This window comes from Halomonas citrativorans, assembly GCF_014898005.1.
Lineage (GTDB): Bacteria > Pseudomonadota > Gammaproteobacteria > Pseudomonadales > Halomonadaceae > Vreelandella > Vreelandella citrativorans.
Window position 1 is genome coordinate 68,832 of record NZ_JABUYX010000008.1, and the last position, 13,324, is coordinate 82,155.

Annotated in this window: 14 protein-coding genes and 2 tRNA genes; 12 read left to right on the forward strand and 4 right to left on the reverse strand. The window is 54.4% G+C overall.

Annotation, left to right across the window (positions count from 1 at the left end; translation table 11 throughout):
• Positions 1 to 27: 27 nt before the first annotated feature.
• The 6 genes from INT20_RS10200 to nadA all read left to right on the forward strand — a co-directional run bounded on the left by INT20_RS10200 (position 28) and on the right by nadA (position 4,443).
• Complete coding sequence (locus INT20_RS10200) at positions 28 to 942, forward strand: segregation and condensation protein A (protein WP_193056886.1); 915 nt, start codon at positions 28 to 30, stop codon at positions 940 to 942.
• A complete protein-coding gene (scpB, locus tag INT20_RS10205) occupies positions 939 to 1,763 on the forward strand; it encodes an SMC-Scp complex subunit ScpB (protein WP_192527617.1) in 825 nt (274 codons plus the stop codon). Before INT20_RS10200 ends, scpB begins: the two co-directional genes overlap by 4 nt.
• Entirely contained in the window at positions 1,750 to 2,616 is an 867-nt protein-coding gene (gene rluB, locus INT20_RS10210; RefSeq protein WP_087105950.1) for a 23S rRNA pseudouridine(2605) synthase RluB, read from the forward strand. The genes scpB and rluB overlap by 14 nt, the downstream gene beginning before the upstream one ends.
• Before the next feature lie 271 nt (positions 2,617 to 2,887).
• Positions 2,888 to 2,963, forward strand: a tRNA-Lys gene (locus tag INT20_RS10215).
• A gap of 52 nt (positions 2,964 to 3,015) precedes the next feature.
• Positions 3,016 to 3,091 (forward strand) — tRNA-Lys (locus INT20_RS10220).
• Positions 3,092 to 3,411: 320 nt separating this feature from the next.
• Entirely contained in the window at positions 3,412 to 4,443 is a 1,032-nt protein-coding gene (nadA, locus tag INT20_RS10225; protein WP_192527618.1) for a quinolinate synthase NadA, read from the forward strand.
• A 96-nt stretch (positions 4,444 to 4,539) separates the two neighbouring features.
• Here nadA and INT20_RS10230 read toward each other — a convergent pair whose 3' ends face one another.
• Complete coding sequence (locus tag INT20_RS10230; RefSeq protein WP_193056857.1) at positions 4,540 to 6,000, reverse strand: M48 family metalloprotease; 1,461 nt, start codon at positions 5,998 to 6,000, stop codon at positions 4,540 to 4,542.
• 155 nt (positions 6,001 to 6,155) lie between these two features.
• Here INT20_RS10230 and INT20_RS10235 point away from each other — a divergent pair, with 155 nt between their 5' ends.
• Both INT20_RS10235 and INT20_RS10240 read left to right on the forward strand, forming a co-directional pair.
• Positions 6,156 to 6,416 carry a sulfurtransferase TusA family protein gene (locus INT20_RS10235; RefSeq protein ID WP_193056859.1) on the forward strand — a complete coding sequence of 87 codons (261 nt, stop codon included), beginning with the start codon at positions 6,156 to 6,158 and terminating at the stop codon, positions 6,414 to 6,416.
• On the forward strand, positions 6,416 to 7,513 hold the full coding sequence (locus tag INT20_RS10240; RefSeq protein ID WP_193056861.1) for an AI-2E family transporter: 1,098 nt from the start codon (positions 6,416 to 6,418) through the stop codon (positions 7,511 to 7,513). The genes INT20_RS10235 and INT20_RS10240 overlap by 1 nt, the downstream gene beginning before the upstream one ends.
• A 106-nt stretch (positions 7,514 to 7,619) precedes the next feature.
• Here the strand turns inward: INT20_RS10240 and INT20_RS10245 are convergent, their stop codons facing one another.
• The gene (locus tag INT20_RS10245) at positions 7,620 to 8,096 is read right to left on the reverse strand and encodes a peroxiredoxin (RefSeq protein WP_193053283.1); all 477 of its coding nucleotides are present in this window, start codon (positions 8,094 to 8,096) and stop codon (positions 7,620 to 7,622) included.
• 251 nt (positions 8,097 to 8,347) lie between these two features.
• Here INT20_RS10245 and dapA point away from each other — a divergent pair, with 251 nt between their 5' ends.
• The 3 genes from dapA to purC all read left to right on the forward strand — a co-directional run bounded on the left by dapA (position 8,348) and on the right by purC (position 11,058).
• Positions 8,348 to 9,232, forward strand: a complete 885-nt coding sequence (gene dapA / locus INT20_RS10250) for a 4-hydroxy-tetrahydrodipicolinate synthase (RefSeq protein WP_172117405.1) — start codon at positions 8,348 to 8,350, stop codon at positions 9,230 to 9,232.
• Positions 9,233 to 9,327: 95 nt separating this feature from the next.
• Positions 9,328 to 10,311, forward strand: coding sequence for an outer membrane protein assembly factor BamC (bamC, locus tag INT20_RS10255; protein WP_193056862.1), 984 nt, complete (start codon positions 9,328 to 9,330; stop codon positions 10,309 to 10,311).
• A 30-nt stretch (positions 10,312 to 10,341) separates the two neighbouring features.
• Positions 10,342 to 11,058: a phosphoribosylaminoimidazolesuccinocarboxamide synthase gene (purC, locus tag INT20_RS10260; protein WP_172117407.1), complete on the forward strand. Its 717-nt coding sequence runs from the start codon at positions 10,342 to 10,344 to the stop codon at positions 11,056 to 11,058.
• 9 nt (positions 11,059 to 11,067) lie between these two features.
• On the opposite strand, the gene tsaA is transcribed toward purC, so the two are convergent.
• Positions 11,068 to 11,799, reverse strand: a complete 732-nt coding sequence (tsaA, locus tag INT20_RS10265) for a tRNA (N6-threonylcarbamoyladenosine(37)-N6)-methyltransferase TrmO (protein ID WP_193056864.1) — start codon at positions 11,797 to 11,799, stop codon at positions 11,068 to 11,070.
• Positions 11,800 to 11,899: 100 nt separating this feature from the next.
• Here tsaA and INT20_RS10270 point away from each other — a divergent pair, with 100 nt between their 5' ends.
• Complete coding sequence (locus INT20_RS10270) at positions 11,900 to 12,430, forward strand: GNAT family N-acetyltransferase (RefSeq protein ID WP_193056866.1); 531 nt, start codon at positions 11,900 to 11,902, stop codon at positions 12,428 to 12,430.
• A gap of 31 nt (positions 12,431 to 12,461) precedes the next feature.
• On the opposite strand, the gene nadC is transcribed toward INT20_RS10270, so the two are convergent.
• Positions 12,462 to 13,316 (reverse strand): carboxylating nicotinate-nucleotide diphosphorylase, encoded by an 855-nt coding sequence (gene nadC / locus INT20_RS10275; RefSeq protein ID WP_193056867.1) that lies wholly within the window; start codon positions 13,314 to 13,316, stop codon positions 12,462 to 12,464.
• Between the last annotated feature and the right edge of the window lie 8 nt (positions 13,317 to 13,324).

Consider the following 13,324-nt stretch of genomic DNA (forward strand, 5'->3'; position numbering starts at 1 on the left):
CACAACGCCACCGCTGATCCTGAACGCATGGCTACGTTGGCACAAGAGCCAATCGTCGAGGTGCTTGGGCGGCTGTTCGATGAGCCCATTACTCAACTGCCGGAGGATTTGTATATTCCTCCCGAGGCGCTGCGCGTTTTTTTGGAAACCTTTGAAGGACCGCTGGATCTCTTGCTTTACCTTATTCGTCGGCAAAATTTAGACATCTTGACGATCAACGTGGCCGCGATTACCCACCAGTACATTGAGTACGTAGAGCTGATGCAGGCGATGGAGATCGAGCTTGCCGGTGAGTACTTGCTGATGGCCGCGATGTTGGCGGAAATTAAATCGCGCTCGCTACTGCCTCGGCCGCCCAAAGCGGAGGGCGAAGATGAAGAGGACCCCCGGGCAGAGCTGATTCGTCGCCTGCAAGAGTATGAGCGTTTAAAAGCCGCTGCTGAAACGCTGGATACGTTGCCTCGTGTAGGGCGTGATTGGTTTAGTGTACAGGCGGGTTTACCCCCGCTTGAGTCGCGGGTGATTCACCCGGATGTAGAACTGGACGAACTGCTGAGTGCTCTTTCCGATATCCTTAAACGTGCCGAATTAACGCAGTCCCATCAGATTAGCCGTGAGGTACTGTCTACCCGTGAGCGTATGCTCAAGATCATGGAGCAGCTCAGCGAAGACAGCACACACCAACGCTACACACCTTTTGAAGCCCTGTTTACCATGGAAGAGGGGCGGGCAGGCGTGGTCGTCACCTTTATGGCTATTTTGGAGTTAGCGAAAGAGGCAATGATCGAAATTGTCCAGAACGCACCACTTTCTCCTATCCATGTACGGGCGCGCAGCGGCGCGATAGTGGATGAAGAAGCCGCTTTTGAAACGCTTGCTGTTGAGGAAGCAGACGGCGCCTTTGAAGAGCCTGCCTTTGAGCCTGATGAGGAGGCACCATGAAGGACACCACCTTAGACAACATTATAGAAGCCGCGCTGCTCGCCGCAGGCGAACCGTTGGATGTCGAGCGGCTCGAAACGTTATTTATCGACGATGAGTGCCCGCCGAGACGAGAGTTGCGTGACGCATTAGCGCGCCTTGCTCTGCGCCATAAAGAGGGCGCGTTAGAGTTAGTGGAAACCGCATCAGGGTTTCAGCTGCGTATTCAGCCACGCCTTGCGCATTGGGTGTCACGCCTCTGGGACGAACGCCCCCAGCGCTATTCGCGTGCGCTGCTTGAAACGCTGTCGTTGATTGCCTATCGGCAGCCTGTTACCCGTGGTGATATCGAAGAAGTACGCGGGGTCAGCGTGAGCAGTTCGATCATGCGCACCTTAATGGAGCGTGGATGGGTTCGTGTGGTTGGCCACCGCGATGTGCCCGGGCGGCCAGCCGTCTACGCCACTACACGAAGCTTTCTGGACGATTTTGGCCTGAAAACACTGGATGCACTTCCCCCCATGCATGAATTGGTTAATTGGGAGGAAAGAGAAGAGGCTGAGTTACCGGCTTCACAAGAGGCTCTCCTCGAAGAGGGGAGTGAGGAAGCGAAGCCCAAAGAAACACCCAAAGAAACACTGGACGAAGCGCCAGAAAGCGTGCAGGATGCGCCACCCAAGACGGCTGAGAGAGCCGACGACCACGCCGAGACGGCGTTAACCCAGCCGCTAAGTTTTGCTGATTTAGAAGCTCGACTTGCGGCACGTGCGCAGCGCTCACATGATGACAGCGCACGCACGCAGACCAATGATATGAGGTCAGACGATCATGACTCAGAGTAACAACACCCCTCCCGTTAGTGAAAAACTCCAGAAAGTGCTTGCCCGAGCGGGGCTGGGTTCGCGGCGCGAAATGGAAACCGCTATTTCTGATGGCCGAGTAAAGGTCAACAGCCAGGTCGCCAAGTTGGGTGACCGCGTTGAAATTCGCGATAAAGTAAGTTTCGATGACCGCCCCGTTACGCTGCGACCCGAGAATGAAGCGCCGCGTCGCGTCATCATGTACAACAAGCCAGAAGGCGAGCTGTGCACCCGTAAAGACCCGGAAGGCCGTCGCACCGTATTTGAGCGTTTGCCACGGCTAAAAGGCGAGCGCTGGATTGCCATTGGCCGACTGGATATCAATACCAGCGGTCTGCTGCTTTTCACGACCGATGGCGAGCTTGCCAACCGGTTAATGCACCCCTCAACCCAGGTTGAGCGTGAATACGCCGTGCGCGTAATGGGCGAAGTAAAGCGCGAACACATCGTAGCGATGGTGGATGGCGTTATGCTGGAAGATGGCCCCGCGCGCTTTACCGATGTGCAAGAGTTCGGTGGTGAAGGTATCAACACCTGGTTCCACGTCGTCATTCTTGAGGGACGTAACCGCGAAGTGCGCCGCCTGTGGGAATCCCAGGAGCTTACGGTTAGCCGCCTGAAGCGTGTGCGTTACGGCAACATCTTTATTGATAAGCGTGCTAAAGCGGGAGAGTGGGTCGAGCTTTCGCAAGACGAAGTCGATGATCTCGCCACGATCGCTAACCTTGAAGCACGTAAGGTGCCTGAGCTGACGCCTGACGAGAAGAACCGTTGGAGCCGCGACAAAAATAAGCGTCGTCCGGTACAGACAATGCGCAAGCCTAAACGCCGCTAATTTTATAACTACCCAAAACCAGGGGTGGAAAATTGGTTCGCACTGGCCAGCCATCAATCGCTTGATGGCTGGCTTTTAAGTATCTGGGTACCTTGAAACGATCGTTGTTGTACCAAGCATGACCGTGGAGGCAGAGACTCGCATGGGCCATGAAACCCGCTTTAATTACACTGCGGGATCAAAGGCTAATCCTGTGGGTGCAGTGCGGGGAAAAGTTAAAAACTTCTTGCCATGGCTGAGCATGGTCTGTACTATATGCATCCGTTCGAAGGGGTCGTTAGCTCAGTTGGTAGAGCAGTTGACTTTTAATCAATTGGTCGTAGGTTCGAATCCTACACGACCCACCATCGAACAGCGTAATTAGACATACCGCTATGTCAGCACGGTAAGCAAAAATTTGGGTCGTTAGCTCAGTTGGTAGAGCAGTTGACTTTTAATCAATTGGTCGTAGGTTCGAATCCTACACGACCCACCAAATTCAACGCCCTTGGTAGCTTGCTGCCAGGGGCGTTTTGCTGTGTGCCTGATGTGCACAGCCGCGCAATATACCACTTGCAGAAGACAACAATTTGCCACCACAATGGCTGCATGCAATGTGATTAAGAAAAGTTCATTAGAGAAAGCTGTTAAGAGAAAACAGTTTAGAGAAATAGTTTAGAGAAATAGTTAGTAGCGCAGTAGGTCACCGCGAGAGACGCAGCGGCCTGTTGCAATCGCGAGCGGCATGTGTGGATGACACAGGTCGCGACTAGTGTTTAACAGGGGGATTCCCTGTTTGTCACAGTGGTAGACACGATGACTATTATGACTTCTCAAGCTGAGCTTGATGCTCCGCTCCCTAGCCCGTATTGCCCTACTCGTATTCCCGCAGAAGACCAGGCGCGTGTCGAAGAGATAAAGCAACTGCTGCACACGCACAATGCCGTCTTGGTCGCGCACTACTACACCGATGACGCTATCCAACAGTTAGCGGAAGAAACCGGTGGCTGCGTGGCAGACTCCCTTGAAATGGCGCGCTTTGGTGCCCAGCATGATGCTACTACGTTGATTGTGGCAGGTGTGCGTTTTATGGGAGAAACAGCCAAAATCCTTTCGCCTGAAAAACGCGTATTGATGCCCACGCTGGAGGCAACCTGTTCGCTGGATATTGGCTGCCCGGTAGATGAGTTCAGCGCCTTTTGCGATGCGAACCCCGACCGAACCGTGGTGGTGTATGCCAATACATCAGCAGCTGTAAAAGCGCGTGCTGACTGGGTGGTGACGTCATCCATTGCAGTTGACGTGATTGAGCATTTGCAGGCAAAAGGTGAAAAAATCCTTTGGGCGCCGGATAAGCATCTGGGGGGGTATATTCAGAAAAAAACCGGTGCTGATATGCTGATGTGGGACGGCGCCTGTATTGTGCATGAAGAGTTCAAGGCGAAAGGTATTGAGGACTTAAAACGCCTTTATCCTGATGCGGCGGTGCTGGTGCATCCTGAATCGCCGGACTCGGTGGTCAATATGGCGGATGTGGCGGGGTCGACGTCCCAGTTAATCAAGGCCGCTCAAACCTTGCCCAATAACCAGCTTATTGTGGCAACAGATCGCGGCATTTTCTTTAAGATGCAGCAAGCGGTGCCGGACAAGACATTGTTTGAAGCGCCGACAGCCGGTAATGGCGCGACTTGCCGAAGCTGCGCACATTGCCCGTGGATGGCCATGAATGCATTGGATAATCTGGCGGATGCGCTGCGCTACGGCAGTGGGGAAATTCATGTTGATGAGTCGCTACGCCAGAAAGCGCTAAAGCCGCTTGAGCGTATGCTGAATTTCAACGTTAAATAGGACAGCTTCACGCTGTGATCAGCCCATCAGGCTCCTGGCCCTTCGCAGGCCAGGAGCCTTATACGTGCGTGCCATTAATTTCAAAGTGTTAAGTCGTTAAAAGTCATCCAGCGCTTTACGGTATTCAATAAAGGCTTCTCGGCGCTGTTCAATACGTGCAAGCGCTTGCTGGTCGCCCTCTTGCTCGGCCGCGTTGCGAGCCAGTGAGAGTTGCTGAATGCCTCGGTCGACTCGCCCTGTCAGCTGTAAATGCTCGGCGCGCGCCAAATGCCCCCAGCCGTTGTGCCCGCTTCGCCCTGCGGCCTCTGCCAGCAGGTTAAAGCCTGGAGGGTATTCAGGGTTTTGCGCTGTTATGTTACGCAGGAGCTGATAAGCGGCTTCTGGGTCTCGCTGCAGTTGTGCCTCTGCCAAAATCAGTTGGGCGGGCAGATAAGACGGCATCAGCCTCAAAAGGCGCTGGCTGCGGGTGATGGCTTCATCATAGCGTTGGGCATCCAGCGCGACGCTTGCCGCAGACGCAGGCAGCATGCCGTAATCCGGTAGCTCAGTGGCCAGTTGATCGAGCATTTGTAAGGCTTGATCCGTTTGACCATTACGCGCAGTCATTAACGCATCTAGATAGCGTCGCGCCGGCTCTTCTGCGTCATCCTGGGCAAGGCGGGAAGCGGCTTGTTGCGGGGAGTTTTGGTAAATGCTCAATAGGGCGCGAGCGCGCATCATGTCGTAAAGCGTATTGCTGGTATATGTGTTGGCCACACTGAGCTGCGAGGCACGCCCTTGTGCATCGCTTAAGCGGCTATCTGAAACAGGGTGGGTCAATAGAAACTCAGGAGGGTTGCCGCCTTGTAGTCGCGCCAAGCGTTGCATGGCAGAAAACATGCGGACCATGGCATGAGGGTCGTAGCCAGCATCGGCCATCGCCTGTAAGCCGATACGGTCAGCCTCTTGCTCGAAACGTCTTGAGTAACTGAGCTGGTCCTGGATCAGGGCAGCCTGTGAGCCCATGGCGGCGGCAAGACCCGCTTCGCCACCTCCGCTGGCCGCTACCAGCATGCCCGCCAGCATGGCGGCCATGGCAGGAAGCTGCGTCTGTTCTGCTCGCGCGCTGCCTCGGGCGTAGTGGCGCTGTGATAAGTGGCCAAGCTCATGAGCAATCACCGAGACGAAAGCACCTTCATCTTCAGCAAAGGCAAAAAGCCCGGAATTGATCCCTACCACGCCACCGGGAACGGCAAAGGCATTCAGTGATCGGTTATCGACCATCACCATCGTCGTTTGCAGGTCTCCCAATTGGCTGTATGGCACCAGGCGCGCCACAAGGCTTTCCAGGTAATCGCTTACGATAGGGTCTTGCCATTGAGGCGCCTGGGCCCGGAACTGACGTAGCCATGCTCGGCCCAAACGGAACTCTTCACTGCTGGCTGATGACGAGGCACCGCCAAGCGTGGGCAGATGATAGTCATTAAGTGCGTAGCTTGGCGGGCTCTGCGCGCTAATGCTGCAAGCAACAATTAGCGCGCAGAGCCCGCGGGGATAAGCAGTCCGTAAGTGCGGCATGGCATCCTCATTGATAAGGGTAAAGCGCAGCGATTACCGCTGTGACATTGATTGATGCTGTGAAGTGCCGTTAAATCAAGTGAACAGTGATCATCGCAACATAAACCGTTTATGCAACAATGGCGAGATCATGCAGGCATTTTTAGGGAGCAGGTATGTCTGAATTATTCGTACGTTTTCATCCAGACGTGGTGCTTGATGCGTGTGGGCTGCCGTGTCCGATGCCGTTACTCAAGACGAAACAGGCGCTAGCCGGTTTGGCGGCTGGGCAGTTGCTTGAAGTGCGTGCCACTGATGCAGGCTCATGGCGCGATATCGCGTCGTTTACTGATCAAGGCAATCATGAGATGGAGGCGCGAGAGCAGCATGAAGGTACGTACTTTTTTTGGATACGTAAGGCGGGAGACGCACACTAATGACCATGCGTACTATTCTTAAAAGCTGGGTTGAACGCTATTTTTCTGATGAAGAAGCGCTCGTCTTATTGCTGGTATTGGTGGCTGGCTTTACGGCCATTATCTGGTTTGGCCACATGCTGGCGCCGTTTTTTACCGCACTGGTTCTGGCTTTTCTGCTGCAAGGGGTGGTGAGCGCTTTAACGCGAAGAGGGATACCTCATCTTTTAGCCGTTACTCTTATTTTTCTAGCCTTTATCAGTGCTTTGTTAACCCTTGCGTTCATTTTAATGCCGCTGATTTGGAATCAGTTGGTCGGGTTTGTACATGAAACGCCGCGCATGTTTGCCAGCGGCCAGGGGTGGTTGGATGAGATGCAGGCGCGCTACCCAAACCTGGTTACGCCTGATCAAATGCAGAGCTGGATCGGTGTAGCAAGCCGTGAAATTAGCCAGCTAGGCCAGCGTGCGCTGACGCTCTCCTTGGCCTCTTTGGGTAATGTCATGTCACTGATTATTTACCTCGTCCTTGTGCCCATTCTGGTCTTCTTTATGCTGAAGGACCGCGAGGCGCTGGTTGGGTTCGCGGTTTCGCTGTTGCCACAAAAACGTGCGCTGTTAACGCGCATCTGGCAGGAAATGGATCATCAGATTGCGAACTATATTCGGGGCAAGTTCATCGAAATCATCATTGTGGGTACGGTAGCGTTTGGCACCTTTACCTTTTTTGGCTTGCCGTATACAGCGCTGCTGGCCGTTCTGGTGGGCTTTTCGGTGCTGGTGCCTTTTATCGGCGCTGCGGTGGCTACACTGCCGGTCATGGCGGTAGCAGGTTTTCATTTTGGATTAAGCGATCAGTTTATTTATGTGTTGGTTGCCTATGGCGTGATTCAGGCACTGGATGGAAACGTTCTGTCGCCAGTGCTGTTTTCTGAAACCAATAATATTCATCCCGTTTCCATTATTGTCGCGGTGCTTTTCTTTGGCGGTATTTGGGGCTTCTGGGGCGTGTTTTTCGCCATTCCGTTGGCCACACTGCTAAAAGCGTTGGTCTACGCTTGGCCGCGGGGTGTTCGTGAGCAGAATGGGGAAGAGGGTATTATCCAGGCGGAGTCATAAGACCGCACGGCCGCTGCCCGAGGGTTAACAATGCCCTTGGTTTAACACGCTGAGTCTTTTGAACAGTTAACGCCCGCTCGGTGACGACACCGGGCGGGCGTTTTTATTAACGACTCGCGTGTAGTGCTTCCGCGGCAGCCAGCACTTCCTCTACGTGGCCTGGCACTTTAACGCCACGCCATTCGTTGGCAAGGTTGCCTGCTGCATCTATTAAGAAAGTACTGCGCTCAATGCCCAGGTGCTCCTTGCCGTACATTTTTTTCAGTTTAATAACATCAAATATCGTACAGACAGTTTCATCCTTGTCGGAAATGAGCGGGAAGTTAAAATCCTGCTTGGCTTTAAAATTTTCCTGGGCACGCAAACCGTCCCGAGACACCCCTAAAATAACCGTATTGGCGTTATCGAACGCTTTTTTATGGTCGCGGAAATCGCCGCCTTCGGTGGTGCAGCCGGGTGTGCTGGCCTTGGGATAAAAATAGATAACGACCTGTTTGCCACGTAGTTCCGACAGTGTGATTGTCGTATCGCCCGTCGCACTTGCAGAAAAATCGGGGACAGGTTGGCCTAATTCGATATGCATGCAGACTCCTAATCGTTGACGACTTATAGGGTGATTACACGCAACCTGAGGCAGCATGTCAAAGGCATGATAGGTGTGCATCACAAACTCACAGCGGTTTGCGCTGTACAGGCTCGAATCGCCTGAGTACCATTTACCCTCTGTAGGCCCAAACGGGCAGTCGCCATGATGCGTAAAAGAGTGGTTCGGCGCCTTGTCTGGATGTCTATGTTGGGCTTGGTCTCATAATTTTGTAGATGAGGAATAAACGGATGATCACAGGCAGCATCGTCGCCCTGGCGACGCCGATGAAAGTCAATGGCGACATCGACTGGGAGGCGCTTCGTCGTCTGGTGAACTTCCACCTTGATAACGGAACAGACGGCATCGTTGCCGCAGGCACCACTGGCGAGCCCACGACCATGACGTTTGCAGAGCACTTTGACGTGATCCGCAGTGTGGTGGAGGAGGTCAACGGACGCATTCCGGTGATCGCCGGTACGGGTGCTAATGCGACGTCTGAAGCCGTTGAGCTTGCTCGGTACGCCAGTGAAGTAGGGGCTGATTACTGTTTGTCCGTTTGCCCCTATTATAATAAGCCGACTCAGGAAGGCTTGTACCAGCACTTTAAGGCGGTGGCAGAAGGCAGCAAACTACCGGTTATCATGTATAACGTGCCGGGGCGTACCTGCTCTGACCTGTACAATGAAACGGTTGTACGCTTGGCAGGCGTTGATAACATCATCGGTTTGAAAGATGCCACTGGAAACCTTGAGCGCGCAGAAGATCTAATTTCGCGCTTAAAGGGCAGTGACTTTATGCTGTATTCCGGTGATGACGCGACGGCCTGCGAGTTTATGCTGATGGGTGGGCATGGTGATATTTCGGTGACGGCGAACGTTGCCCCTAAGGCAATGCATGAGCTATGTGCGGCCGCTGTCGCTGGCGATGCAGATAAAGCGCATCAAATTAATACCCGTTTAATGCCGTTGCATACTAATCTGGGCATTGAATCCAATCCTATACCGGTAAAATGGGCGCTTAACCGGATGGGGTATATGGATGCAGGTATTCGTTTGCCACTGACATGGTTATCCGAGAAGTACCACGCCACTGTCAGTGAAGCGCTGCAGCTAGCGGGCGTGATTGAGGAGTAATGCTCTTTCATTACACCCAGCGCGATACCCTTTGTTACCGGGAGCACAGTGATGTGCTGCCGGTTAACTGATTTGTTGACTGTTAAGGTGGCTTGATGAGCTTTGTGCTTGAAAAACGTGCGCTTAAATGGATACCGCTGGCACTCGTAACGGCTGTCGCTCTGGCAGGTTGCGCGCGCGATGGTTATTACCACGACCGTAACCTGGATTATACAGAAGCCGCTCCGGCGCCCCCTCTGGTGCTGCCAGAGACCCGCAATGCGCAGCGCTATCAGGATGCACTGCCCGTTCCTCAAGCAGCCATGCAGGGTGCCCGCATCGAAGAAGCTGCGGAAATACGCGCTCCTCAGTCGTTATCGATTGGCAGTGGTCTAGAGCCCGAATACGTGGAACGCCGGGAAGCAGGTAGCCAAAGCTGGCTAGTGGTGGCGGCCGATACGGGCGCCGTCTGGCCGCAGTTGGAGTCCTTTGCGCGTAGCCGTCAACTAGGTGTGGAGCAAAGCGATGCGTCGCAGGGCGTTATCGTAACGTCGCAGGCCGATTTACGTCTGCAAAGTGCCATGCGTTCTGGCAGCAGTGAAGTGCGCTGTGAGCGTGGTGGCCAGACCATGACGAGCTGCCTCGACGCCTTGGAAGAGTTTCTGGGGGCGCGTAGTGCGTCACAGAGCGTGGCTTCCTCCTGGAATGCCCAGCGCTTGAATACCCAGCAAACGCTACAGCTTCGTCAGCAGGGTGATGAGTGGGAAGCTGTCATTCCCCAGCCGATTGATCGTGTTTGGGCTGAACTCAATCACTATCTCGCGTTGGATTTCACCCTACAAGGTCAGCGTAATCTGCTCGCTACCAGCCCGGAGCGTCATGAATTTCTGGTGGAATACATGACCGAGACTGAGCGTGGTCGCAACCCGCTGCAAATTGTATTTAGTGCCGATGTGCGCAAGATGCCCCAGGAAATACGTATTGTGCTGCAGCCCGATGGCAATCAGACCATTTTACGCGCGGTGAATGCCAGTGAGCGTGAGTTTAATGCCGATGACCAGCGTGAGCTGTTAGAACGTGTTGCTGGCTATTTACGTTAATCTGTTTATTTGATCCCTTTCGGAGCTGTCATGGAAAAGCGCCAAGAACTTTATGCCGGTAAGGCAAAATCTGTATATCACACCGATGATCCGGATCTGCTGGTGCTGCAGTTTCGTGATGACACCAGCGCTTTTGATGGTAAGAAGAAAGAAGCGCTGGCCCGTAAAGGGATGGTCAATAACGTCTTCAACGCATTTATTATGGAGCGTTTGCAAGAGGCCGGTATCCCTACGCATTTTGAAAAACAACTCTCCGATACCGAGAGCCTTGTTAAGAAAATGCAGATGATTCCGGTCGAGTGCGTGGTACGCAACATCGCTGCGGGTGGGCTGGTAAAACGCCTGGGCGTTGAAGAAGGTGTTGCACTTACGCCGCCTACCTTTGAGCTGTTCTTGAAGAACGACGAAAAAGGCGACCCGATGATCAACGAGTCGTTGGCAGAAACCTTTGGTTGGGCAACGCCCGAGCAGCTGGCCAAGATGAAAACGCTGACCTTCAAGGTTAACCACGTGTTAAAGCAACTGTTTGCCGAAGGCGATATGCTGCTGGTGGACTACAAGCTTGAGTTTGGCGTGTTCAAAGGCGAAGTGGTGCTGGGCGATGAGTTCTCTCCGGATGGCTGCCGCCTGTGGGATGCCAATACCCGAGAGAAGCTGGATAAAGACCGCTTCCGCCAAGGCCTGGGCGGCGTGATCGAAGCCTACGAAGAAGTAGGTCGGCGTCTGGGAATCACCTTTCCTGCCTGATCGCCCGTACTAGCCAGTCATGATGTCGATAGCCACCACTTCTAACGTGGTGGCTTCGTCGTTGTGTAGGGCTCGAAACTTCACATCGACATCGCTCAGCCTAACGCCATAGACACGCCCAGGCTCCTCGCTTTGCTTGTAAGCGGGGCGTGGGTCTTGCCCAAGCACTTGCTCGATCAAGGCATACAAGCTTGCGCTATCAACGCGGCGTGCCAAGGTATCCAGCGCATCGTGGCTGAACGTGACGGGCAGCAACACGGGGGCTTGCGGTGCAAAACCGGCGACAGCTTCAGGGCGTGCTTCGGCCCAGGGCAGGTAGGGCTTGATATCGACCACCGGGGTGCCGCTCACCAAATCGCAGCCTTCGAGTCTTAAACGAACCCCTTGGTGAGTTTCGATACCGGCCAGCGTTACCAGCGAGAGGCCCAGCCGATTAGGTCGGTGGGTACTGCGGCTGGCAAATACACCTACCTTGCGGTTGCCCCCAAGCCGTGGTGGGCGTACTAATGGCGTCCAACGCTCTGGGCTTTGATGAAAAATAAATGACACCCAAAGATGGCTAAAATCCTCCAGTCCACGCACCGTTAAGGGGTCGTTATAGGGTGCCGTTAGCACGAGACTGGCGTTGGCCGCCTGCGCCAGGCCCGGTTGGCGGGGTATGCCAAACTTGTCCGGGTAGTCGCTAACAACGTAACCGATAGGCGTCAGCGTAAAGGACGCACTTTCAGGGGCATTGTGCATGCTACTGCCTTATGCTGAGATAGGCGGCCAAGTATAAAGCAGGCTGACGTTATACGCCGAATGCTTGATCCCCATTTCGATAACTGCTTAGAGGTGATGCATGCCAACGACCGAGGAGCTTTCTGCGCCAAAAGCCCCGGCGGCGAGGGTGACCTACCGCGCTGCTTTAGCGCGCGACGCCGCCGACCAGGCAGAAGTGTTTTACCATGCGGTCATGCAAGGCGCAGCCAGCCACTATGAGCTTAGCCAGCGGCGCGCCTGGGCCAATGCGCTGCCCCGTGAAGCCAGCGCCTGGGCGGTTCGCCACGCGCTTTACACCACACTGGTGGCGGTGTGCGACGGGCGCTGTGTGGGCTTCCTTGAGCTTGATGTGAAGGAAGGGCGTATCGAAACGCTGTATGTGTGGCCCTCGCTGACCGGGCGTGGTATTGGCACCACACTGTTGATTCATGCTGAGCGTATGCTGTTGGAGCGGGGAGTTGATCGCATCGAGATTGAGGCGAGCCTGATGCTTTATGACCGCCTGCTGCGCCGAGGCTGGGAAAACCTGGGCGAGCAGTGGGTTGAACGAAGCGGTGAGTCACTTCAGCGTTATCGGATGGAAAAGCGCCTGAGTGCGATTGAAACCTGAGCTTGAGACTAACTCTGAAGCTGACCCCTGGCTATACGCTATAGCTGCGGGTAATTCGCATGGAGAGATCAATGGACTGGATATCTTTGGTCAGCGCGCCGCTGGAAATACAGTCGATCCCCGTATCGGCAATCGCTTTGAGCGTAGCCGCATCGACATTGCCTGAGGCCTCAAGCGTGGCGCGCCCGCCGTTCAGTTCGACTGCTACGTACAAATCTTCAAGTGCGAAATTATCCAGCATGATGATGTCAGCCCCGGCCGCCAATGCCTGGTCAAGCTCTTCAAAGGTCTCTACTTCCACCTCTACCGGCACATCCTTGGCAAGTGCCCTTGCCTGACTCACCGCGGCCTTGATGCCGCCGCATGCCGAAATGTGGTTCTCCTTGATTAAGAATGCATCCCAAAGACCTATTCGATGATTGTGGCCTCCGCCGCACGTAACGGCGTATTTTTGCGCCAAACGCAGGCCGGGAAGCGTTTTGCGGGTATCGAGCAGGCGAACGCCGGTACCCTCAATCAAGTTGACGTAGCGGCGCGTTGCGGTTGCCGTGGCAGACAGCGTTTGTAACATGTTGAGCGCCGCGCGCTCCCCGGTTAACAAACTACGTGCCGGGCCTTCCAGTTCCAAAAAGCCTTGGCCTTCATCCAGCAAGTCACCGTCAGCGGCTAGCCAGCGAAGCGTGACGCGCGCATCCAACTGCTGAAAAATTTCATCGACCCACGCAGTCCCACACAGCACCGCAGACTCACGGGTAATCACCGTCGCTGTTGCCCACTGGTCCTCGGGAATTAGCTGGGCAGTAATATCGCCTGAGCCTATATCTTCGTTAAGCAGGCGAGTCACGCAGGTGCTGATCTCTTCAGCTAGCGCATTTTGGTTATTCATGGCGGTGA